Annotated in this window: 16 protein-coding genes and 2 pseudogenes; 7 read left to right on the top strand and 11 right to left on the bottom strand. The window is 62.3% G+C overall.

Annotated features, from left to right (window positions below):
• The first annotated feature begins 282 nt into the window (after positions 1–282).
• The 5 genes and pseudogenes from ACFVTM_RS23050 to ACFVTM_RS23030 all read left to right on the top strand — a co-directional run bounded on the left by ACFVTM_RS23050 (position 283) and on the right by ACFVTM_RS23030 (position 3,813).
• Positions 283–1,242, top strand: coding sequence for a DUF5996 family protein (locus tag ACFVTM_RS23050; RefSeq protein WP_390206568.1), 960 nt, complete (start codon positions 283–285; stop codon positions 1,240–1,242).
• A gap of 78 nt (positions 1,243–1,320) precedes the next feature.
• Positions 1,321–1,667: pseudogene (locus ACFVTM_RS23045) on the top strand (UBP-type zinc finger domain-containing protein).
• 570 nt (positions 1,668–2,237) lie between these two features.
• Complete coding sequence (locus tag ACFVTM_RS23040; RefSeq protein ID WP_390206566.1) at positions 2,238–3,080, top strand: alpha/beta hydrolase; 843 nt, start codon at positions 2,238–2,240, stop codon at positions 3,078–3,080.
• Positions 3,081–3,131: 51 nt separating this feature from the next.
• Positions 3,132–3,608, top strand: a complete 477-nt coding sequence (locus ACFVTM_RS23035) for an alpha/beta hydrolase fold domain-containing protein (RefSeq protein ID WP_390206564.1) — start codon at positions 3,132–3,134, stop codon at positions 3,606–3,608.
• Positions 3,580–3,813 (top strand): DUF6480 family protein, encoded by a 234-nt coding sequence (locus tag ACFVTM_RS23030; RefSeq protein WP_390206562.1) that lies wholly within the window; start codon positions 3,580–3,582, stop codon positions 3,811–3,813. Before ACFVTM_RS23035 ends, ACFVTM_RS23030 begins: the two co-directional genes overlap by 29 nt.
• Positions 3,814–4,660: 847 nt before the next feature.
• On the opposite strand, the gene ACFVTM_RS23025 is transcribed toward ACFVTM_RS23030, so the two are convergent.
• Both ACFVTM_RS23025 and ACFVTM_RS23020 read right to left on the bottom strand, forming a co-directional pair.
• Positions 4,661–5,101, bottom strand: a complete 441-nt coding sequence (locus ACFVTM_RS23025; protein WP_390206560.1) for a CBS domain-containing protein — start codon at positions 5,099–5,101, stop codon at positions 4,661–4,663.
• 1,194 nt (positions 5,102–6,295) lie between these two features.
• On the bottom strand, positions 6,296–6,673 hold the full coding sequence (locus ACFVTM_RS23020; RefSeq protein ID WP_390206558.1) for a hypothetical protein: 378 nt from the start codon (positions 6,671–6,673) through the stop codon (positions 6,296–6,298).
• Between the two features lie 158 nt (positions 6,674–6,831).
• On the opposite strand from ACFVTM_RS23020, the gene ACFVTM_RS23015 reads away from it, so the two are divergent.
• Positions 6,832–8,277 carry a GntR family transcriptional regulator gene (locus ACFVTM_RS23015; RefSeq protein ID WP_390206556.1) on the top strand — a complete coding sequence of 482 codons (1,446 nt, stop codon included), beginning with the start codon at positions 6,832–6,834 and terminating at the stop codon, positions 8,275–8,277.
• 135 nt (positions 8,278–8,412) lie between these two features.
• On the opposite strand, the gene ACFVTM_RS23010 is transcribed toward ACFVTM_RS23015, so the two are convergent.
• The 8 genes and pseudogenes from ACFVTM_RS23010 to ACFVTM_RS22975 all read right to left on the bottom strand — a co-directional run bounded on the left by ACFVTM_RS23010 (position 8,413) and on the right by ACFVTM_RS22975 (position 15,747).
• Positions 8,413–8,853, bottom strand: a complete 441-nt coding sequence (locus ACFVTM_RS23010) for a cupin domain-containing protein (RefSeq protein WP_390206555.1) — start codon at positions 8,851–8,853, stop codon at positions 8,413–8,415.
• Between the two features lie 136 nt (positions 8,854–8,989).
• Positions 8,990–9,274 (bottom strand): DUF6457 domain-containing protein, encoded by a 285-nt coding sequence (locus ACFVTM_RS23005; protein WP_390206554.1) that lies wholly within the window; start codon positions 9,272–9,274, stop codon positions 8,990–8,992.
• A gap of 133 nt (positions 9,275–9,407) precedes the next feature.
• The gene (locus ACFVTM_RS23000; RefSeq protein WP_390206553.1) at positions 9,408–9,572 is read right to left on the bottom strand and encodes a hypothetical protein; all 165 of its coding nucleotides are present in this window, start codon (positions 9,570–9,572) and stop codon (positions 9,408–9,410) included.
• Between the two features lie 95 nt (positions 9,573–9,667).
• Positions 9,668–9,881: pseudogene (locus ACFVTM_RS22995) on the bottom strand (MoaD/ThiS family protein).
• Between the two features lie 5 nt (positions 9,882–9,886).
• Complete coding sequence (gene moaA, locus ACFVTM_RS22990) at positions 9,887–11,014, bottom strand: GTP 3',8-cyclase MoaA (RefSeq protein WP_390206552.1); 1,128 nt, start codon at positions 11,012–11,014, stop codon at positions 9,887–9,889.
• 433 nt (positions 11,015–11,447) lie between these two features.
• Entirely contained in the window at positions 11,448–12,668 is a 1,221-nt protein-coding gene (gene fdhA, locus ACFVTM_RS22985) for a formaldehyde dehydrogenase, glutathione-independent (protein WP_390206550.1), read from the bottom strand.
• A 362-nt stretch (positions 12,669–13,030) separates the two neighbouring features.
• Complete coding sequence (locus ACFVTM_RS22980) at positions 13,031–14,446, bottom strand: ferredoxin reductase (protein WP_390206548.1); 1,416 nt, start codon at positions 14,444–14,446, stop codon at positions 13,031–13,033.
• Positions 14,443–15,747: an SRPBCC family protein gene (locus ACFVTM_RS22975; RefSeq protein WP_390206547.1), complete on the bottom strand. Its 1,305-nt coding sequence runs from the start codon at positions 15,745–15,747 to the stop codon at positions 14,443–14,445. The genes ACFVTM_RS22980 and ACFVTM_RS22975 overlap by 4 nt, the downstream gene beginning before the upstream one ends.
• Positions 15,748–16,190: 443 nt before the next feature.
• Between ACFVTM_RS22975 and ACFVTM_RS22970 the strand changes: the two genes are divergently transcribed.
• On the top strand, positions 16,191–18,239 hold the full coding sequence (locus tag ACFVTM_RS22970) for a BCCT family transporter (protein ID WP_390206546.1): 2,049 nt from the start codon (positions 16,191–16,193) through the stop codon (positions 18,237–18,239).
• Positions 18,240–18,798: 559 nt separating this feature from the next.
• Here ACFVTM_RS22970 and ACFVTM_RS22965 read toward each other — a convergent pair.
• Positions 18,799–19,599 carry an IclR family transcriptional regulator gene (locus ACFVTM_RS22965; protein WP_390206544.1) on the bottom strand — a complete coding sequence of 267 codons (801 nt, stop codon included), beginning with the start codon at positions 19,597–19,599 and terminating at the stop codon, positions 18,799–18,801.
• Positions 19,600–19,921: the final 322 nt, after the last annotated feature.

Raw genomic sequence — 19,921 nt, 5'->3', positions numbered from 1 at the left:
CCCTCGGGACCCCACAGTGGCCTCACCCGGGACGAAAGTCAAGGGCGGCAGAAATCCTCGCCGGACGCAGCGGGGAAGCGCCTGGCAGGCCCTCGCTTCGACGGAGCACGCCGCCCAGCAAAGCATGTACTTCTGGGCTGGGGACGGGCCCGGATCGCTCCTCGACCGCGGGTGCAGACGGGGGATAGCCTGAGAGCGGAGGGGCCGCCGATGGAGCGCCGGACAGTCCTGCGGCCAGGGCGGCCGTGGCGCCGCGGGCAGACCCGGAAGCGAGGCCGCGTAGTGGAAGTCCCTGCAGCAAACGGTGCCGGCAGTGAGTGGCCGGAACTCAGGGTTCAGGACTGGGCCGGAACCCGGGACACGCTGCACCTGTGGACTCAGATCGTCGGCAAGATCCGGATGGCCCACGCGCCGATGCTGAACCACTGGTGGCAGGTGACGCTGTACGTCACCCCGCGTGGGCTGACGACGTCGTCCATCCCTTACGGCCATGGTGCCTTCGACCTGGAATTCGATTTCTGCGAGCACGTCCTGCGGCTGCGGACCAGCAACGGCATGAGCGCCCGCGTTAAGCTCGGCCCGAAGCCGGTGGCCGAATTCCATGCCGAGACCTTGGACGCCCTGAGCCGGTTCGGTATCCAGACCGTTTTCCGGGCGGTACCGAATGAGGTCGAACCGGCCATACCGTTCGCCGAGGACTACCTGCACGCCTCGTATGACGGCGAAGCCGTCAGGCTGTACTGGCACCAACTGATCCAAGCGGACCGCCTGTTTAACCTTTTCAGGTCCTGCTTCCGGGGCAAGGTGAGCCCCGTGCATTTCTTCTGGGGAGGAATGGATCTGGCCTGCACGCGGTTTTCAGGCCGGCCGGCGCCCAGACACCCGGGAGGGGTCCCTAACTGCGCCGACTGGGTCATGGAGGAGGGTTACTCCCACGAGATCAGCAGTTGCGGTTTCTGGCCCGGAGGCGGGGAGGAGGGTGCGTTTTACGCCTATGCCTATCCGGAGCCGGCAGGGTTCACCGGGTACCCGGTGGAACCGGCCCAGGCAGCCTACGACCAAGGACTGGGACTCTATCTGCTGCCCTATGAGGCGGTCCGCCGCGCGGCCGACCCCGACAAGCATGTGCGGGAGTTCCTGCAGTCCACGTACATCGCCACAGCGGAGGCCGGGCGCTGGGACCGCGCCGCGCTCGAGACGGATCCTCACAGGTTGCGGCATCCCCCGGCCCGTGGTGTGTAGTGCTGCAGCCCCTCCCGGGGCGTGCCGGCCCGCGTAAAGTTGGCCGTGTTCCACGCATACCCGAGCGAGGAGGCGGCCATGGGCGATACCCCGGGCATCGATGTTGCGGTGCCGCCCAGCGGGGCCGGCTGCGTTGAATGCGAAGTCGACGGCGGCTGATGGCTTCACCTGCGACGGTGTGCCCAGTGCGGCCACCTCGGCTGCTGCGACAACTCGCCCTCCCAGCACGCCACCGCCCACGCCCGTTCAACCGGGCACCCGGTCATCCGCAGCTTCGAACCGGGCGAGAGCTGGTTCGGGACTACGGCAGCTCCACTCATTTTGACGGTCCGGATCTGGCGCCCCCGGCGCATCATCCGGCGGACCAAACCGCCCCCGGACCGGCCTCACGGGTGCCTCGCGACTGGCAGGAACAGTTGCATTAGTGACCGGAGGCCGGGCGGTTCCGGGAGCGCGCCAGGGGACCCGGACACACAGGTAGGCATACGGTCGGCGTACCTGTCCTGGGATCACTTCCGGTCCGTTCCCCAAGGCGCGAGCCGAATTGGCATGCAACGCTCATAGCAACGGGCTCTCCACACCTCTCGCCGTAATAACGTGGTTGGCAGAGTGCAGGGGGTTCAGCGACCGGATCGGCAAGGGCCTCGACCCGGCGAGACTAGGGCTATGGCCTAGGCCCCGCATCTTCCTCCAGCGTTGCGCAACTTTGTCCGGCAAGCCGCGCTGGCCACCGACGTGCCTCCGTGGGCTAGGGATCTCCCAGGCGAAGCTGCGGTCAGCCACCCGTCGCACTGCAAAGCCCGGAAGACGCAGCTGGCCGGTGCGCACGCACGTTCAACGGGACCTTCGGCCCTAAACGCCCGTGAGCTCGCGGTTGAGTGTAGAAGGGACGGTGCGATCACCTCATCCGGAATGGATACCGCCACTTCGGAGAGTTCGGTCGAGCCACAACCACGTCACAACACTGGGATAGGAATTGCCATGCGGAGGACACCGTGACTGAACAGAACCCCGCCGGCCCGGGCGCCCCGGACACCATCGTGTTGGTTCACGGCCTCTGGGTGACGCCCCGCAGCTGGGAGAAGTGGGTCGAGCGCTACGAGGGCCGTGGTTACCGCGTGCTCGCGCCCGCCTACCCAGGCTTTGAGGTTGAGGTCGAAGCCCTCAATGAGGATCCCACGCCGATTGAGGCTTTGACGATCCCCGCGGTTGTCGAACACCTTGAAAGTGTAGTCCGCGGGCTGGATAGAGCGCCGATCATCATGGGGCACTCGGCAGGCGGCCTTTTTACCCAGATCCTCCTGGATCACGGTTACGGGGCAGCAGGCGTGGTTATTGACTCCGCGCCGGCGGAGGGCGTCAGGGTAACCCCGGTCTCACAGATACGATCACTCTTCCCCATATTGAAGAATCCCGCCAACCGCCACAGGGCGGTGGGCTTCACCCCAGAGCAATTCCACTACGCCTTCGCCAACACCCTAAGCCGGGAGGAATCGGACAAGGTCTACGAGCGCTACCACATCCCAACACCGGGCAGCTTCGTGTGGGCCGGGCCCCTCGCCAACTTCACGCCCGGACACCAGGACACCTACGTGAACTTCAGGAACGAAGACCGCGCGCCCTTGCTGTTCATAGCGGGTGGAGACGACAACCTCATGCCTCCGGCGGTCAACCAGGCCAACGTCAAGCACTACAGCCACGCCAAGACCGTTACCGACTACAAGGAGTTCCCTGGTCGCTCGCATTACACGGTGGGGCAGGACGGATGGGAGGAGGTAGCAGACTATGCCCTCGAGTGGGCCGTAGAGCACGCGAAGCGTCCAGCCGATGGAACGTAGCCCCAGCCTGCAGACGCACCTATTCGCAGCAGAGGAATGAGGACCTTCACAATGAAAAAGCACGTTCTGGAAGCCTCAGCGCAGGGTATTGCCGACGCAACATCCAAGCCCCCCTTCCTCTACCAGCTCGGGCCGGAGGGGGCCAGGAAAATCCTTGACGATATTCAGGCTGCTCCTACCGCCATGCCTGACGTCGACGAGAAGTGGCTCACCATTCCCGCTGACGTGGGGGACTTGAAAGCTAGGATCGTCAGGCCCAAGAACGCCGAAGCGGTCCTTCCGCCGGTCCTCTACATTCACGGCGGAGGATGGATCCTCGGTAATGCCGGCACGCACGACCGTCTGGTACGTGAGCTGGCGGTCGGCGCCGACGCAGCCATTGTGTTCGTGGCACCAGAAGTAGCAGCACGCCGGGAACGTGGCGTTCTTGCCAACGCACTCGGTGCGCGCGTGGCGAAATACGGATCAAAGCGTCAGTACTGCGACCCAGGGGGTGAACGTGTCAGGAAGCAATCCCGACCCGTATGAGGACAAGATCACTGGCTTGGAGCCTGGAGGCGGAGTGCCGCCAGGCGAGACCCCTCCGGCCGAAGCCTCGACGGGCGGGCCCCAGGGTCACGATGAGGACGGTACCAAGAAGGGCACCGAGATTCTCTGGATGGCCGGCATCGCGGCAGTAGTCCTGTTGTCGCTGCTGTACTTTGTCGGTTACATCGTGGGATTACTCGACTGAGCGCGTCCGGGACATTGAAAGCGCCGATAATGGATCTTTGCCTTGCTGTCCTCAAGCGGCTACTCCCGGTTCTGGTCATGCAGCCCCTTAGTTCGTTCCATGACGGTTAGCGAAAATCGACGATATGGAGATTTACGTGGACTCTTACAAGCGTGGGACCCAGGGGCGCGTCCCTGTGTCTGTCAACGAGGCTGCGAATGTGCAAAAGGGAAGTGTTGACACTGTCAACACTTTTCACTTCGGACTGGGTCTTGCATTATTCGGATTGGCTCGGACTGCCTATGTTTTCGCGGGATCTCAGTGTTTGCAACGCCTGGAATCCCGTCCGAGTCCCACCTCGGGCACGTGTTTTCCCTGTCAGGGGCTTGAGAGCCTCTGAGTGTGTACAAATTCTGGTGTGCGGGCCCCTTCGGGGGCCTTTTGGTGGCCGGTGCTGTGGCCGGTTGCGTCCTTCTCTTCCCTGGATAGACGGTTTGCCCGTTGTTGCCTGTTCATGGAGGGCCTTGGCTTGGGCAACATGACCTGAGACAAATCGGGTATGAGTTTCTTTTCTGCGTTGTTGGTTGTTCATCGGGGTCCTCCTCGGCTGTTGGTGGCTTTGCTGCTTCTTCGTGGTGGGTCCGGGGGAGGGCGACATGACTTGTGCCACCCGGTAGGGAATTGGCGCTGGCCCGTAATTCTTCAAGGGGCTCTCCTGCTGGCGTTGTTGGAGGCGCGTAGCGTGGCCGTCTTGGAAAAGCAGGGGCCAGGAACTGGGAGTAGTCTTCGTAGACCGGGTCCCTGCGGGCACAGAATAGCGCCACGGACAGTGCTCCGTGGCGCTTGTTTGAGGATGAATTGCTTGACTTTATGAACTGCTCGACTGCATTCGGCTACGTTCCGAAATGTGCTCCACCAGTTCGCCCACACGCTCCTCCGAGTAGTTGCGCGCGATGTCACCCTGGCTGATGATGCCGACCAACTTGTGGTCAGCAATGACCGGGAGCCGCCGGATCTGGTACTTCTCCATCATTTCGATGGCGGCGTCAACGTTCGAGTCGGCGTCAACCCAGTGGGGTGTACCGGTGGCGAGGTCGCGGGCCATCATCTCGCGTGGATCACGGCCCACGGCAACGCACTTGAGCACGATGTCCCGGTCGGTGATCATGCCCTTCAACTTGCCGTCGTCACCACAGATTGGCAACGATCCGCAGTCCAGATCCAGCATCATCCGTGCGGCATCTGCGAGGGACTGGTTCTCCTTAATGCACTGTGCATCCGTACTCATGAATTCACGTACGGCACTCATGGGTCCTCCTTCATCGATTGAGGTATCGACGCAGAGTCACCGGGCACATGCGCCGATGCTGTCAGCCTACGCCGGGGCCAGCGCCGATGTCGACGGCGGTTGCTGGGGACGTGCCGTCTTCTTTCTCCGGGGTCGTCGCCCTCAGTTTTGGCCGGTGGGAGTGGTTCTCCAAGCCACTTTTGTGCGGTTAGCGGGGCTTAACTGCACTACTGAATGGGGTGCCATACGGTCGGCGGCAGATTCCGAGCGCCACGCGCCGGAGGGTGAAGTGGATCTCGAATTCAGTCCACTCTTCCGCCGTGGGGTCTCGGTCCTCGTGTTCCGGGCGGGTGCTGCGACGGTTGATGAACCTGCGGTAGTTCGTGATGACTTGTTCGGGCAGACGGCGACATAGCCCTGCGCGGTGTTGAGGTTGAGGTGTCATAGCAGGTGCTGAGAAATGTGCAGCGGCAGGCCACTGTTGACGGTTTCGGTCGCGAAGATCCGGTTCAGGGCACGGGGCGTGGGCTGCCGCCACGTCTTTCAAATTTGCTTTGCGGGCAGTGGTATGGAGAAGGCTACGTCCGCCGACATCGGCAAGCTTGATTATCAGTGACTCCCCGGACGCCGTGGATTACTTGCGGCTCGTCTATCGGGGCGGCCATGCTTCACTCAATCACAACGGGACCGAATCCGGAGGCCCTGGCTGTCCCCCCAAGCGCAGAACCAAGCCGAGGGTCGGTCGGCATGTTTCGGCTTGCCTCTCGGCGTCAAAACGCATTTTGGGATCTGCGGTCAAATAGGGCAAAGACAAGGTGTACGGGAAGGTGTACGGGAAGACGATGGGTGCCGATATGGCTGATCCAAAACTGGCACCGTCGCACTGTGCCCCAACCACATGTCCCGGAGAAGGCCATGCGAGTAACTCGCTACGGGCCGTAACCCGTAAGAGCGCACCTCGAGAGGACTGAGTACCTACCAAGACCAGGCGGCGCCCGGAAAATTCTCAGGCGCGACGGCATATCCCGTCGTTCCTTTCCATAGTGTTCGTGCGGCTTCAGGTGAAGTCGGCGTCGAGTTCACGCATGAGCGCATCCCAGGTTTCCGGGTTGTTGGCCCGGGCTCGCAGCAGCACCGGCAATGGGGGGAGGACCGTCTGGATGCGTGTACCGCTGAGAGCGAACGGGGGCGTGATAGATCCGGAGCTGCGGCGCTTCAAAGTTGACCTCCCCTGACAGCGGGGGTGTCCACGCGTTGGTGGCGGGCGCTGTCGGGCGAATGACCGAAGCGGGCACCTACGCCGCGGAATCCACCGCCTGGCCCGAGCCCTTTGCGGGCGAGGTCGTGGAGCAACTGGTGGTAGCCAGAGAGGGCCAGCGGCGGCACCTGGTGGAGGGAAGCAATTGTCGCGCGGGGACGGTCAACGCGGAACAGGGCCAGGATCGCCCTGTCTTCCTGCGCATCGTTCAACGTCCGGTAGGCGCCGATCGGGCAATCCGCTGCAAGGGCCTGGGCGTAGAGGCTGAGGCGGTCCACCGGTGTGGGGTTCCCGGCGCTGTGCCAGATTTCGACGACATCCGTGCTATCCAACATGACCGGTGACTCCTTGGCTGATGATCGAAGTGGTCGGGGACTCTTCCCCTCTTCTGATACACTTAACTTTAGACCTCCAATGTTAGATGTCAATAGACATCGAAGATTAGATGTCAAAGGTTTTGGTCGTCAACTACGCTGTTTCAGGAGGGTGGGCCATGTCCAGCTGGAGAGAGCGACTCGCATTCGCGCCGTTGGAGACTGCCGAGCGTGGCGAGGAGATCGCCCTTCGACTCCGTCATTCGATCGAGCTGGGCGTCCTCGAAGACGGTGCCCAGCTTCCTAGCGAAAGTGAACTCGCGGCAAGGATGCGGGTCTCCACCATGACCCTGCGAACCGCCCTCGCCGAGCTTCGTCACTTGGGGCTTCTGGAAACACGACGCGGCAAGGGCGGCGGAAGCTTCGTGAGGGCGAACACCGGAGACATCGCCAAGGCCCAGCGGGACACCCTTGCTACGTACTCCCTTGAGGATCTGCGCGACATCCGCGAATACCGGGCTTTCCTGGCAGGTTCAGCCGCGACGGTGGCCGCCGGCCGATCGCAGCAGGTCTCCATCGGGCGCCTCGCTTCGATGGCTGCGATGATCGAGACGGCGCAGACGCCCGCTGAAATGACGCGGGCGGACAGTCGGTTCCACATAGAGCTTGCGGCCACATCGGGCTCCGTCCTGTTCACCCGTCAGGAGATAGCGATGCAGGCCGAGGTCGGGGCATTGGTGTGGGTCAGCGCTTCTGACCGCCGACGCGCGGCGGCCGAAGAGCACGCGATGATCGTGGATGCAATCCGGGCCGGGGACGCCACTCTTGCCCGAGGCCTCGCCGAAGAGCATGTGCGCCGGGACATGAACCGCCTCATCGACCTGCGGATGTCCATGGAATCTCCGCCACCAGGCTCAGCACCCGGAAACGAAGGCATCGATAGCGCAGTTTCCGCCGTCGAATCTTTCGCTGTGAGCTTCGGAGGGACCGCCGCCGAGTCGATCCGGACCGTCGAAGAAGCCGCCCAGGATGGGCTTGACCGTGCCAAGAGGGGCAGGCTGGATGAGTTGGAGGACGTCTACGAAGTAGCACGCCAGAATCTGAAGGCCATGCCGGCACTGTACGGGACGGGATTCATCGCCGATCCATCCTACTTCGGCGAACCGGGCTCCATCTGGTGCTACCTCCCGTCGGGCCCGGATTCGCCGCAGCGGTTCGAATTCGAAATGGGCCCGGAGTTCTACGACTACTCAACGACTCCGTGGTGGCCCGCGCCAGGCGCTGATGACAAGGTCCACGCCAGCTACGCCTACATCGACGCCCTCGGAACCAACCAGCACGTCGTTACCTTCACCAAACGTGTCACGAGGGCGGGCAAGATGGCAGGCGTCGCTGCCGTAGACGTCCTCGTCAGCCGGCTCCAGGCTGAATTCGACCCGTTCCTCCGGCCCTTGCCGCCCAACACGTGCATCGTGGACCAAAACGAAGTCGTCATCGCCACCAACACGGCCAGCCTCGTCGGCGGAATCCTCTCCCCATCCCATCAGGCCGAACGGAGAATCGCTCTCCCCTCGGTCCCCTGGAGCCTCTGTTTAAATGTAAGCACCGGGAGGGGCTTGCCGTGAAGTTTGTCGGCCTTTGGCTGCGCAAAGGCGTCGTCCGTGACCTGAACCATCGACAGGGGTGTCGTGGGCCCTCCGGTGCTCCCGCAGCTATCACGGTGGGACAGGGATTCGGCAAGCCGTGACGGGATGGATCGGTCACAGCGGGCAGTTGCGGGCATCGCTGTCAGGGGGCGCCTCGGTTCTTGCTATCCGTGCCATCTTGGCCGATCCAAACTTGGAGTAGTCGGCCGCCCGGGGTTCGCCCCAGATGACCAGCACCTTGAGCGGCCCTTTGCCGGTGTTGCGCAGATCGTGACGGGAGCCCACCCTTGCGAGGACGGCGTCACCGACTCCTATCGAATATGTTTCGTCTTCGACGGTCATTTGACCCATGCCCTCGGTGACAACGTAGATCTCCTCCAGCGGGCGGCCCGGCTCAGCATGTGAATGCATACCCTCGAAGCCTCCGGGAGGCAACTCCCAGGTTTGCAATGCCACCGGTAATTCGGACTGACCGTAGAAAAGCCACTGCATCTGCAGCGGCGAGCCCTCGTGAAGGTTGTAGCGAAAGGCGTGTGTTCCGGCTCGTTCAAGCATTAATATCCCCTTCCTCCGTCAAAAGAATCTTCAGCTGGACTGCCCTTGTCCATGCCCAGATGGGCAGGGGGAACTCCGAGTAGGTCGCGAGCCGACGCAGAGATTATCGGCAGGACCTATCCAAGGGTGGTTCCCGTCATTCCCCTGTGTGGTGACGTCTTTTGTGGTTGTCGCACAGGGTTGATGCCACGTCGGCAACGCTGGCGAGAGAGTCGAAGGCATCTAGTCCCCGCGAGCCAGCTGCGTATCCGACCAGAAAGGCCGTGACCGGCGCGGCGGCGTGGGTAATTGTGTCCGCCGACTTCCGGGCCAGGTCCAGCAGTACTTCATGGTCAATGGGCAAGCGAGGAATCTGAAGCGCTTGAGCCAGATCCCGACTCCACTCATTCAGTATTTGAAATTCTTCGTCGCTGATCGTCACGATGGCTCCTTACACGGCGGCCCAGTCGGGCGGGATGGCGGATTTCATCTTCCTTCGCTGTCCCTGGTGGAAGAATTGGCGACTGCGATGGAAACGGCTTAGGGTTCTTCAACGGTTAGTCAGGTGGATAGGCTCACCATCCGGAATACTGAAATGACGCATAGATTGTTGCAACTATGGCGATAGCGCCAAGAATTCCTACGGACCAGCCTTCGATAGTTGTCTGTAGCTTTTGTTCCCGGCCAGGGCAACCAATTTTGTCCAAGTTGGTTTCGGTCCGTTCGTCGGCTTTGTTCATTCAAAATCCTCTTATTTGCCCGTGCTTGCGGCTGACTGGGAAGTTGTCGGTTGCTGTGTCTTTGACACCTCTCGCTGTGCTGGCAATGAACGGGTTTAGCCGCCTGCAAAGGGTGGGAGGACGTCCACGACATCTCCTGCACTAAGTACCGCACCGTGATCTCGCAGCGCGACCTCGTTCCGCAGGAAGCTGCTCCGGTTGATGACCATGGCCAAAGAATAGTTACCTGTCGATGCCCTCAGGAAGATCGTGGTGTTCCTCTTCGACGCTGGCCGCTGCACAGGCGGCGGCGAAGTACCGTACGAGCATTGCTCTTATCCTCCGATAGCGCTCATGCTGCGGTCCGGTTGAACAAACTCTTCACTTCCGAGGCCGGCGTGGTCCATGCCGTGGGCCCGGGGTTTCACCCACATGGCATCCTGCCAGAGACGCACCAGTTCATCGTCGTGCGCCCCGCTTCGCAGAAGACCCAGAAGGTCGAACTCCTCCCGAGAGAACAGACAGCTCATGACCTTTCCCTCAGCAGTAATGCGGGTTCGCCGGCAGTCGGCACAAAAAGGTTCGCTGACGGACGCGATGATTCCTACGGTTCCTAGAACGCCTCCGGAGGCTTTGCCGGTATCCGCGTTCCGTCGCCGTACTTCAAACCGTTCGGCTGGTGCGCCGTCCCGCGAGCGGCGATCCCGCTCCAAGACGAAATCTGCTGACAGCAGAGTGCGGATCTCGAGGGCGGTGATCATCCCACGCTCGCTCCAGCCGCGCTGAGCATCCAACGGCATCTGTTCGATGAAGCGCAGTTCAAAGCATCGCTTCAAAGCCCATTCCAATAGTCCCGGAGCTTCAAGGTCATTGATACCGCGCATCAGCACTGCGTTGATCTTGACGGGTCCAAGGCCCGCGGCGCGGGCCTCTTCGACGCCGGCGAGCACTTTGCCGAGGAACGGCCGCCTGGTCAACTGCGTAAAAGTCTCCTCATGCAGGGAATCGAGGGAAACATTGATCCTTGTGAGCCCGGCTTGCCTAAGCGCCTGGGCTCTTTCCTCGAGCCCGACGCCGTTGGTCGTCATGGAGATTGGGAGTTGGGGGTGGCGCGCCCGCAGCACGGCGATGATGTCGACGAGGTCGGGCCGGACCAAGGGCTCTCCGCCGGTTATTCGGAGTTCCCTGACGCCTAGGCGCTCGACGCCGATCCCTACGATTCTTTGGATCTCCTCGGCCGTCATGACGGCCTGCTTCGGTAACCATTGCAAGCCGTCCGCCGGCATGCAGTAAGTGCAACGAAGATTGCATTTATCCGTGACGGACAGCCGCATGTCGGTTGCTTGGCGGCCAAAGCGGTCCAGAAGTGCCGACGGCAGTCCGATCGGACGTGCTCTCGGCGCAGACCCATGATCGTTGTTCCGGGCCAGGCGCAGTACTGGGATTCCCAGTTGGACGCTCATGGCTTTACGGCTGGTTCAGGGTGCGGGACGCCGCCGCAGTCAGCGGAGACCAAGGTCAGTGTCTACATAGGAGCCGGGGCGGTTTCTGTTGTCGTGTTGGCAATTGCAGCCCCCATCCAGCTGCAGCCGAACAGTCACTGGACTTGAGGACTCCAACTGGATATTCACGAACTCCTGCCCGCCGCTGCTAACCCGGAGGGTCTGTTCTTGGTCGTGGTGCTGGGACATGTAGACAACCTTTGCTATGCGTTGGTGGTGGGTGTGCAGAGGGGTCGCTGGCACCCAATAGAGGACTGCCTTCCCGGGCCCATGGGATTTCCATCGGCGGGTGGATTCTTCGTCAAGACGACGCGGTCGGTGCACCACCCGCACGGTCTGGGTGGTGCAACGACCGGTCCAGCCTGCCTGTGGGGACCCCCTCTTTTACCTCGGACTAGTTGCTGAGGTAGCCGTTCGGGTTCAGGACATACTTCGTGGCGGCTCCTGCATCGAATTCCGCGTACCCCCGCGGGGCGTCCTGGAGCGAAATGGCCGTGGCGTTGACCGCCTTGGCGATCTGGATCCTGTCATGCAGGATCGCCATCATCAGCTGCCGGTTGTACTTCATCACCGGGCACTGGCCGGTAGCGAAGGAGAGGGACTTCGCCCAACCGGTGCCCAGGGACAGGGACAGGCTGCCCTTCTGGGCCGCCTGGTCCACGGCACCCGGATCCCCGGTGACATAAAGGCCGGGAATGCCCACGGACCCGCCGGCGGCGGTGAGGTCCATCAGCGAATTGAGCACGGCGGCCGGCGCCTCCTGGGCCCCGGCCCCGTGTCCGTGTCCGCGGGCCTCGAAACCGACCGCGTCGATACCGGCATCGACCTCCCGGACGCCGAGAAGCTGCTCGATCTGGTCAGCCGGGTCGCCGTTGGCCACGTTGACGGTTTCACAGCCAAAGGATCGGGCCTGGGCCAGGCGATCCTCATTGAGATCCCCCACGATTACCACCGCGGCCCCCAGCAGTTGGGCGCTGGCCGCCGCGGCAAGCCCCACGGGACCGGCCCCGGCAACATAGACGGTGGACCCGACGCCGACACCTGCCGTGACGGCCCCGTGGAAACCGGTCGGAAGGATGTCCGAGAGCATGGTCAGGTCCATGATCTTCTCCAGGGCCTGGTCCCGATCGGGGAACCGCAACAGGTTCCAGTCCGCGTAGGGGACCAGGACGAACTCCGCCTGCCCGCCGACCCATCCGCCCATGTCGACATAGCCGTAGGCGGACCCGGGACGGTCCGGGTTCACGTTCAGGCAGATCCCGGTCTTGCCCTCCTTGCAGTTCCGGCAGCGCCCACAGGAGATGTTGAAGGGGACCGAGACGATGTCTCCGACCTTGATGAACTCGACGTCGGGTCCGGCCTCGATGACTTCCCCGGTGATCTCGTGCCCCAGGACGAGACCGGCCGGGGCGGTCGTGCGGCCACGAACCATGTGCTGGTCCGAGCCGCAGATGTTGGTGCTCACTGTGCGCAGGATGACCCCGTGCGGGACCTTCCGGCCGACATTGACGGGATTGACGCCGGGGCCTGCCTGCAGTTCAAAGGTGGGAAACGGGGTATCGATGATTTCCACGATCCCCGGCGCCTTGTATGCAACGGCTTTGTTACCTGACATTGAATGGCTCCTATGGGTTGGCGATCGAATCCTCACGGTGATGCTGGTCACCAGACTGTCAGTGAGGTAGTTGTTGTCAGTTTTCGTGAAGCAAGTTGGGTCTATTGATACGTGCAGCGCATAGCTACGGGGCAACGAAGGCGTTCAGGCCGGCTGTGGCGATGGATGGGGGTTTGGGGGCCGGCAGCTTGATCGCACATGCCCTTGAGCCGGTGGCGCGTTTATATCCCTGGAAGGCACGACGTGGTCGGGGGGCCCGGATCCATAGGGGCAGCGAAACGCCATGCGTAGCATTCTCGCGCCTGTACTCCTAGCGTGGAAACAATCCCTGATGCTGCCCGGCCTAGAGCAGTTGGAGGCGGCTAGGCATCGATCACCATATCGGTGCGCGCGGTAGAGCAGCAGGGCAGGAACTTGCCTGCATCGATTTCCCGTGCCCGGATCCCGCCCTGGTGGTTCATCTCGACCTCCCCGGAAAGCTTGACGATCTTGCAGGAGCCGCACATGCCTTCCTTGCAGTTCGCGCCGATCCTGACGCCCGCACGCTGGGCTACCCCGAGGATGTGTTTGTCGGGGTCGATGCGCACGTTGACGCCGGTGCGCATGAAGGACAGGGTGAGGCTTCCCGTTCCGACCGTGTCGAAGCTCGAGGCATCGGGGGACCCGGCCACCGGCCCCACATCCGGACCGCTGTCGGGGGTTTCGGAAGAGGGCGCGTCCGGGTCGACGGTTTCCAGCGGCAGCCCCGTGGCCTTCAGGGTTCCCTCGGCGTCGTAGCCGGGCTCGTAGAGCCCGAACGCGGTGGGCTGGCTTTCGAAGTAGTCCTCGGCGGAATCGGCGATTTCCTCGGCGATTTCCTCGGCAAGGTCCGCTGCAAGCGCGAGTTCCGCCTGGTATTCAAGGAGGGTCTGACGATCTCCCGAGAAGAACTCCATGTAAATGGAGGTGTCGTCGACGCCGACCTTCTTGAGGAGGTCGGTGGCGGTGTTCAGGTAACCCTCAGGGCCGCAAGTATAGACCTGGCGGCCGTTGGCATCCGGGGCCACCTGGTCAAGCATGGCCGCCGTCAGCCTTCCGCTGAGCCCTTCCCATCCCTCGGGTTTGCTGCGGTCGCCCAAGGAGTAGAAGACCTTGACGCGCGAGTCCACGGAGGCGATGTAGGCCAACTCCCGGTGGAAAGCAAAGCCTCCGGCCTCCGCTCCGTGGTAGAGCACCACAACATCGGCCTGTCCGGGCAGGGAGTGAATGGTCCGCACCATCGACATAATGGGGGTGATCCCTGCGCCGGCGGCCAGCAAGAGGTACCGTGCCCGCCGGTCGGCATCGGGCAGGTGGAATGCCCCAACCGGTCCGAGCATCTCGAGGACTGTGCCGGGTTTGACGTTCTCGTGCACCCACGGTGAGACCAGTCCTGTGGGGTCGCATTTGACGGTGATGTTGAAGGTCCACGGCTCTGTGGGCGAACTGGACAGCGAGTAGCTGCGGTCTACCGGGTCCTGGTCCTCGCCGTTCACTGGAAAAGCGATGTTTACGTACTGGCCCGCGCGGAACGCCAGGGGCGCACCGTCGCAGCGGCGGAACACGAAAGTCATCATGCCGCCGGCCTCGGGAACGGTTTCGACGCATTCGGCCATAAACTCCTGCGGATGCCAGGGCCCCAACGCGCGGGCGGCGCGTGCGGGTCCCTCGTTGCTGCCCATCACCCTGTTCCACGGCATCTCAAGTCCGCGAATCCGCTGTGGTTCCTGGGTTGCCGTCTCGGTGAGGACGTCAATCATGCCAAGTGCTCCTGCACGCGCTGCACGTACCAGTTGATGAACGCCTCGACCTGGTATTCACTCTTCATGTACGGGCCGGGCTCGTAGGCGGGGCTGCCGGCACCCTGCTGGCACAGCTCCACGAACGCCTTGTCCTGCAGGTTCGTCTGCTTCCAGGTGTAGGTGAGTTTCTCCAGGTCGTAATCGACACCTTCCACGGCGTCGTCGGCCACCAGCCAGGTGGTGCGTACGAGGCTCTGGTGTTCGTTGATGGGGAAGACGCCGAACGTGATGACGTGGTCCCCGAGGAAGTGGAACCAGCTGTTGGGCTGCAGGTGCATCGAGCAGCGGCCGAGGCGGAAGTCCCGCAAGTCGCCGAGCAGCTTCTTGGAGAGCCTGTGCCCGTCGGGCGAGAACGATTCGCCATCTCCGTCGAGCGATTCCCGAGAGATGCGGATTCCCGCTATGCGGGTGTCGAGCTCCTCGACGACCTCATAGGGAAGGCCGTAGCGGCGGCACCGCTCCTCGAGCGAGGACTGTGCTTCCTTGTTTCGGTTCCACACTTCCTCGAGATGGGGCGGGATCAGGCCCTCCGTCAGGCCCCAGGTGGGAAAGAGGGAGCAGGCGAGCTCAGGGTGGCCGTCGCAGTGGTAGCACTCACGGTTGTTCTCCATGACGAGCTTCCAGTTGCCCTCCTCGATGATGTTCTGCTGGTAGGCGATTTTTGTCTTCGAGAGATCGTGGGGCGCGAGGTAGGGCTCAAAGATCTTTGCGGTTTCGTCGAAGTCCGCCGGCGGTTCATCCGCAATGCAGACGAAGATAAGTCCGGCGACCTCGCGGCCGTGGGCGCGCTTGAGGCCGAAGCAGCTCTTGTCGAACTTCGATTCCCCAGGCGCGGAGGCATGGATCAGATTGCCCTCCGGGGAGTAGGTCCAGGAGTGGTAGCCGCAAACCAGATTCCCGGTTGACCCGGCGGGTTCGGTGAGCACGCGGGCGCCGCGGTGGCGGCATACGTTGTGCAGGACGTTCACGCCGCCGTCGTCGTTGCGCAGCACAATCAGGGAGTAGGGCCCGTAGTCGACGGTGACGTAGTCGCCCGGCTCCGGAAGTTCGGCGGTGCTGGCGGCAAAGATCCAGTGCTGGCCGAAAATGGCTTCCATGTCGATGTTGAAGATCGAGGGATCGGTGTAGAAGGGGGCATCGAGGGAGTAGCCGGTGCGCCGGAACTCAAACAACGCGGTAATTTCTGCCAACTGCTCGGCAGACAATGATGCAGCGAGTTTTCCGCGTGAATTGAGGGGCACGTTCACTGGAGCAGTCATGGGTTTCCTCCCGGGAGGGCTGGGTAAGTATGCGATTCGTGAGGACCACGGAGTTGGTGGGGCAACCGGCGTTCTCGAAAACTTCAATATTTTGCTTTTGGCGCAACAGCAAGCGCGATATGCAACAGAGTGACCCAAAACACGCTAACTGTCAAGATGCGGGAAAAGCCGGGACATAACCTTGACACCGGGATGTGACGGGGCGCACTCTGTTGCTTAGGGCGAAATCCGTTGAGTCATGCGGAACTATCCGTCCTAACCCACTTGGCGCGAACTTAGTCCCTGAAGATAAAAGAGGTGCCCCATGCACCCACTGGCCAAACGGCCGGTACGCACCCACGAAGTGCAAATTGTCGACAGCAACATCATGATCATCGAATCGGACGAGGCCCCCAACTTTCCTCCCGATCTGACTCCCGAGGGCCATGTTTAACCGCAGGCCCATGCCTCACCGAGCAAAGGACCCGCTCATGGCTTCTAATAGTGACCTAAAATCCCATACACCCGAGGAGTTGCCTGCTGAAAAAGAGGTGGCAGAGGCTCGGCGTAACGAAGGACCTGGAAGTGGGGAGAAGAGTGAAGCAGTCTTCACTGTCTCCGAGGATGTAGACACAAACCCCGCTGTCCTCGACCCGGAGGACGGAGGCACAGCCATCTTGCCGGACGTCGAGGAGTACGAGCAGATCCTCGAAGAGCTGCGCCAGACCAAGACCGAGCAAGCAGTTGCGGATCGGCGGAGCCACAAACTCACCCTCGACAAGATCACGTTCGGTATTACAGGCGCCATCGCCATCGCCTTTGTCATCTGGGGCTTCGTGGGACGCGACAGTCTGTCCGAGACTTCCACGGGTGCCCTGAACTGGGTCATGGAGTACACCGGCTGGCTCTTCATGCTCCTGGCTTCGCTCTTCGTGGTCTTCGTCCTGTGGCTGGCCCTGGGCAAGTTCGGCAACATCCCGCTGGGCAAAGACGGCGAAAAACCCGAATTCCGCACCGTCTCCTGGGTAGCCATGATGTTTGCCGCCGGCATGGGCATCGGCCTCATGTTCTACGGCGTGGCTGAACCCCTCTACCACTACATCTCGCCGCCACCCGGAACAGTGGACGGCCGCACCCCCGCGGCCATCCAGACCGCCATGGCCACCTCAATCTTCCACTGGACCCTGCACCCCTGGGCCATGTACGCCGTGGTTGGCATCGCCATGGCCTACGGCACCTACCGCCTGGGCCGCAGGCAACTGATCTCCCTAGCCTTCACATCGCTCTTTGGCGTCAGGATGGTTGAAGGCCCGGTAGGAAAGTTCATCAATATCCTGGCGATTTTCGCCACTCTGTTCGGTACGGCGGCATCGCTGGGCCTTGGCGCGCTCCAGATCGGCAGTGGCCTGACGTCCAACGGCTGGTTCGGGGAAATCGGCACCCCCGTACTCGTCGTGATCGTCGCGATCCTGACCTTCTGCTTCGTCGCTTCGGCCGTCTCTGGCATCAGCCGCGGCATCCAGTGGCTGTCCAACATCAACATGGTCCTGGCCGTGATCCTTGCACTCATCGTGTTCGTAGCCGGACCCACCCTGTTCATCCTGAACCTGATCCCCGCCGCGGTAGGCGACTACGCCCGCGACCTGGCGGAAATGTCCTCCCGGACGGAAGCTGTCGGAGACGAGGCACTGCGGAGCTGGATGTCCAGCTGGACTATCTTCTACTGGGCCTGGTGGATCTCCTGGACGCCGTTCGTAGGCCTTTTCATCGCCCGCATCAGCCGCGGCCGCACCATCCGCCAGTTCGTCACCGGTGTGCTACTTGTGCCCAGCGTCGTCAGCGTGATCTGGTTTGCCATCTTCGGCGGAGCCGCCTTCCACGTCCAGCAGGAAGCCGATAAGGCCAACACCCCCGGCCTGGTCACCATGGTCAACGGGACACCGTCCGTCAACTTCGACGGAGCACTCTTCGACCTGGTCAAGAACCTGAGCATGCCTGATTGGGCCACCACAGCCGTCATCGTGCTGGCCATGGTTCTGGTCGCGATCTTCTTTATCACTGGCGCCGACGCGGCCTCCATCGTGATGGGATCGCTCAGCTCCAACGGCGCCGAGCACCCCCGCCGCGCAGTGGTCATCTTCTGGGGCTGCCTAACCGGCGCCGTGGCGGCGGTCATGTTGCTGGCCGGCGGCGATGAACCATCGGAAGCCTTGGCTGGCCTGCAACGAATCACAATCGTGGCAGCACTACCATTCGTCATCGTCATGCTGTTACTCTGCTTTGCCCTCACCAAGGACCTGCGTCGCGACCCCCTCGCCTTGCGACGACGCCTGGCCACATCCGTAGTGGAGCGGGCCATACGCACCGGCGTCGAACAACACGGCGGCGTCCAGTTCGACCTCGTAACAAAGCACGACTGCGCCGAAAAGTGCCCCGACTCGGACTGTCTGGGAGGGACTCCCACGGGGAGCATCCCAACCGTCGGGACCCAGCAACCCGGACCCAGGCACTAAACAGCCGCGCACCGTAAATAGCAACCCGCCTGGGCGGCACGCGGCTTGTTCCTGCCCGTGCCGCCCAGGCACACCCACCACCAACGCATAGCAAAGGTTGTCGACATGTCCCAGCACCACGACCAAGAACAGACCCTCCGGGTTAGCAGCGGCGGGCAGGAGTTCGTGAATATCCAGTTGGAGTCCTCAAGTCCAGTGACTGTTCGGCTGCAGCTGGATGGGGGCTGCAATTGCCAACACGACAACAGAAACCGCCCCGGCTCCTATGTAGACACTGACCTTGGCCTCCGCTGACTGCGGCGGCTTCCCGACGTGGTATCGACCCTGTGCGACAACCACAAAAGACGTCACCACACAGGGAAATGGCGGGAACCACCCTTGGATAGGTCCTGCCGATCATTTCTGCTTCTCTACTACTGCGAGTAAAGAGTCTGTTAAGCCTTGCACCACGTCGGCGCCTTCCCTGACTGGATCCAGGAGGTCGTAGGGGACATCATTCCGACTAGATAAAATCGTGCGCCCATTGGCCTTCCGATAATCCCGACCTCTGCGGTCGGGATTATGGGTGTCTGTAGCCCATTTTAGCGCTAATGGACAGTCCACCCGCGCGGAGCCCTTCGATGAGTCCGGGATACTCCTCCGGAGTGAACCGGAATGCAGGACCGGAGATACTGACGGCGGCGATTACATTCCCGAGATGGTTAAAAACGGGGACTGCGACCGCTGACAGGCCGATTTCGAACTCCTCGTGGACGACCGCATAGCCTTGCCGGGAAATTTCGAGCAGCTGCTTCTCCAGTCGCGCACGATTTGTCACGGTACGCGGAGTGCGGGCTGGCAGGCCGACGGCCTTGAGGATGGTATCCCTTTCGTCGGCCGGAAGGGCAGCAAGCAGAACCTTGCCGCTCGACGTGGCATGCAGGGGCGTCAGGCTGCCGACCCAGTCGTAGGTTGCGAGCGTGGAGGGGCCCATGGCCTGATCCACGTTGACGGCGTAATTCGATCGCAGGACAGCCAAGTTCACTGTTTCCTTGTAGCGCGCAGCGAGGCTCTCTAAAACGTCTCTGGCCTCTCGCACCACGCTCAATCGGCCTGGGATGGACGATGCTAATCGCAGGATTCCAAAGCCCAGCTGGAACTTGCCGCGTTCGCTGTTCTGGCGGACCATTTCACGACCCACCAGAGACCCCATCAGGCGGGATACTGTGGATTTGTGGACGCCCATCTCCTCAGCGATCTCACTGACGCCGGCATCGCCCTCACGGGCGAGGATATCCAGGATCTGGAGGGCACGGTCCACCGATTGGACGCCTCCGCCCTGTGCGTCTACGCCCTGATCCGGGTCGTTGCGTGCGGCCATGTCGCCTCGTGTCCTTGTTCCATGCGGAGTACCCAGGCCTGGAAGTCCCAGCCGAGCTGCCACCTCGTCATGTTCATCCTAGACCGGCTCAGGCGCTGGCTCGTCAACCGGCACCTCAGCCTTCACGCGGCCGAGCAAATCCAAGGTTAAATAACAGGGGCACCCCAAATGTGGGGTGCCCCTCCGGTAGCTGGGGACTAGCCGACTTTGTTGGCGGCCTCTGCGTTGGACTCGACCTGGCCGGCACCGAGGTTGGCGCGCAGCTTGGCGCCGAAATCGGCGTCGACGTTGGTCCAGTACGCGATGGCGCGTTCCTTGATGT

This window comes from Arthrobacter sp. NPDC058130, assembly GCF_042884475.1.
GTDB lineage: Bacteria > Actinomycetota > Actinomycetes > Actinomycetales > Micrococcaceae > Arthrobacter.
This window is presented reverse-complemented; position numbering and strand designations above follow the sequence as displayed.

What these genes read in the sequence shown, in the direction of transcription:
- ACFVTM_RS23015 (WP_390206556.1), top strand. Translation starts at nt 6,832, where the DNA reads ATGTCCAGCTGGAGAGAGCGACTCGCATTCGCGCCGTTGGAGACTGCC.
- ACFVTM_RS23010 (WP_390206555.1), bottom strand. Translation starts at nt 8,853, where the DNA reads ATGCTTGAACGAGCCGGAACACACGCCTTTCGCTACAACCTTCACGAG.
- ACFVTM_RS22980 (WP_390206548.1), bottom strand. Translation starts at nt 14,446, where the DNA reads ATGATTGACGTCCTCACCGAGACGGCAACCCAGGAACCACAGCGGATT.
- ACFVTM_RS23020 (WP_390206558.1), bottom strand. Translation starts at nt 6,673, where the DNA reads ATGTTGGATAGCACGGATGTCGTCGAAATCTGGCACAGCGCCGGGAAC.
- fdhA (WP_390206550.1), bottom strand. Translation starts at nt 12,668, where the DNA reads ATGTCAGGTAACAAAGCCGTTGCATACAAGGCGCCGGGGATCGTGGAA.
- ACFVTM_RS22965 (WP_390206544.1), bottom strand. Translation starts at nt 19,599, where the DNA reads ATGGCCGCACGCAACGACCCGGATCAGGGCGTAGACGCACAGGGCGGA.
- ACFVTM_RS22975 (WP_390206547.1), bottom strand. Translation starts at nt 15,747, where the DNA reads ATGACTGCTCCAGTGAACGTGCCCCTCAATTCACGCGGAAAACTCGCT.
- ACFVTM_RS23000 (WP_390206553.1), bottom strand. Translation starts at nt 9,572, where the DNA reads ATGAACAAAGCCGACGAACGGACCGAAACCAACTTGGACAAAATTGGT.
- moaA (WP_390206552.1), bottom strand. Translation starts at nt 11,014, where the DNA reads ATGAGCGTCCAACTGGGAATCCCAGTACTGCGCCTGGCCCGGAACAAC.
- ACFVTM_RS23035 (WP_390206564.1), top strand. Translation starts at nt 3,132, where the DNA reads ATGAAAAAGCACGTTCTGGAAGCCTCAGCGCAGGGTATTGCCGACGCA.
- ACFVTM_RS22970 (WP_390206546.1), top strand. Translation starts at nt 16,191, where the DNA reads ATGCCTCACCGAGCAAAGGACCCGCTCATGGCTTCTAATAGTGACCTA.
- ACFVTM_RS23025 (WP_390206560.1), bottom strand. Translation starts at nt 5,101, where the DNA reads ATGAGTGCCGTACGTGAATTCATGAGTACGGATGCACAGTGCATTAAG.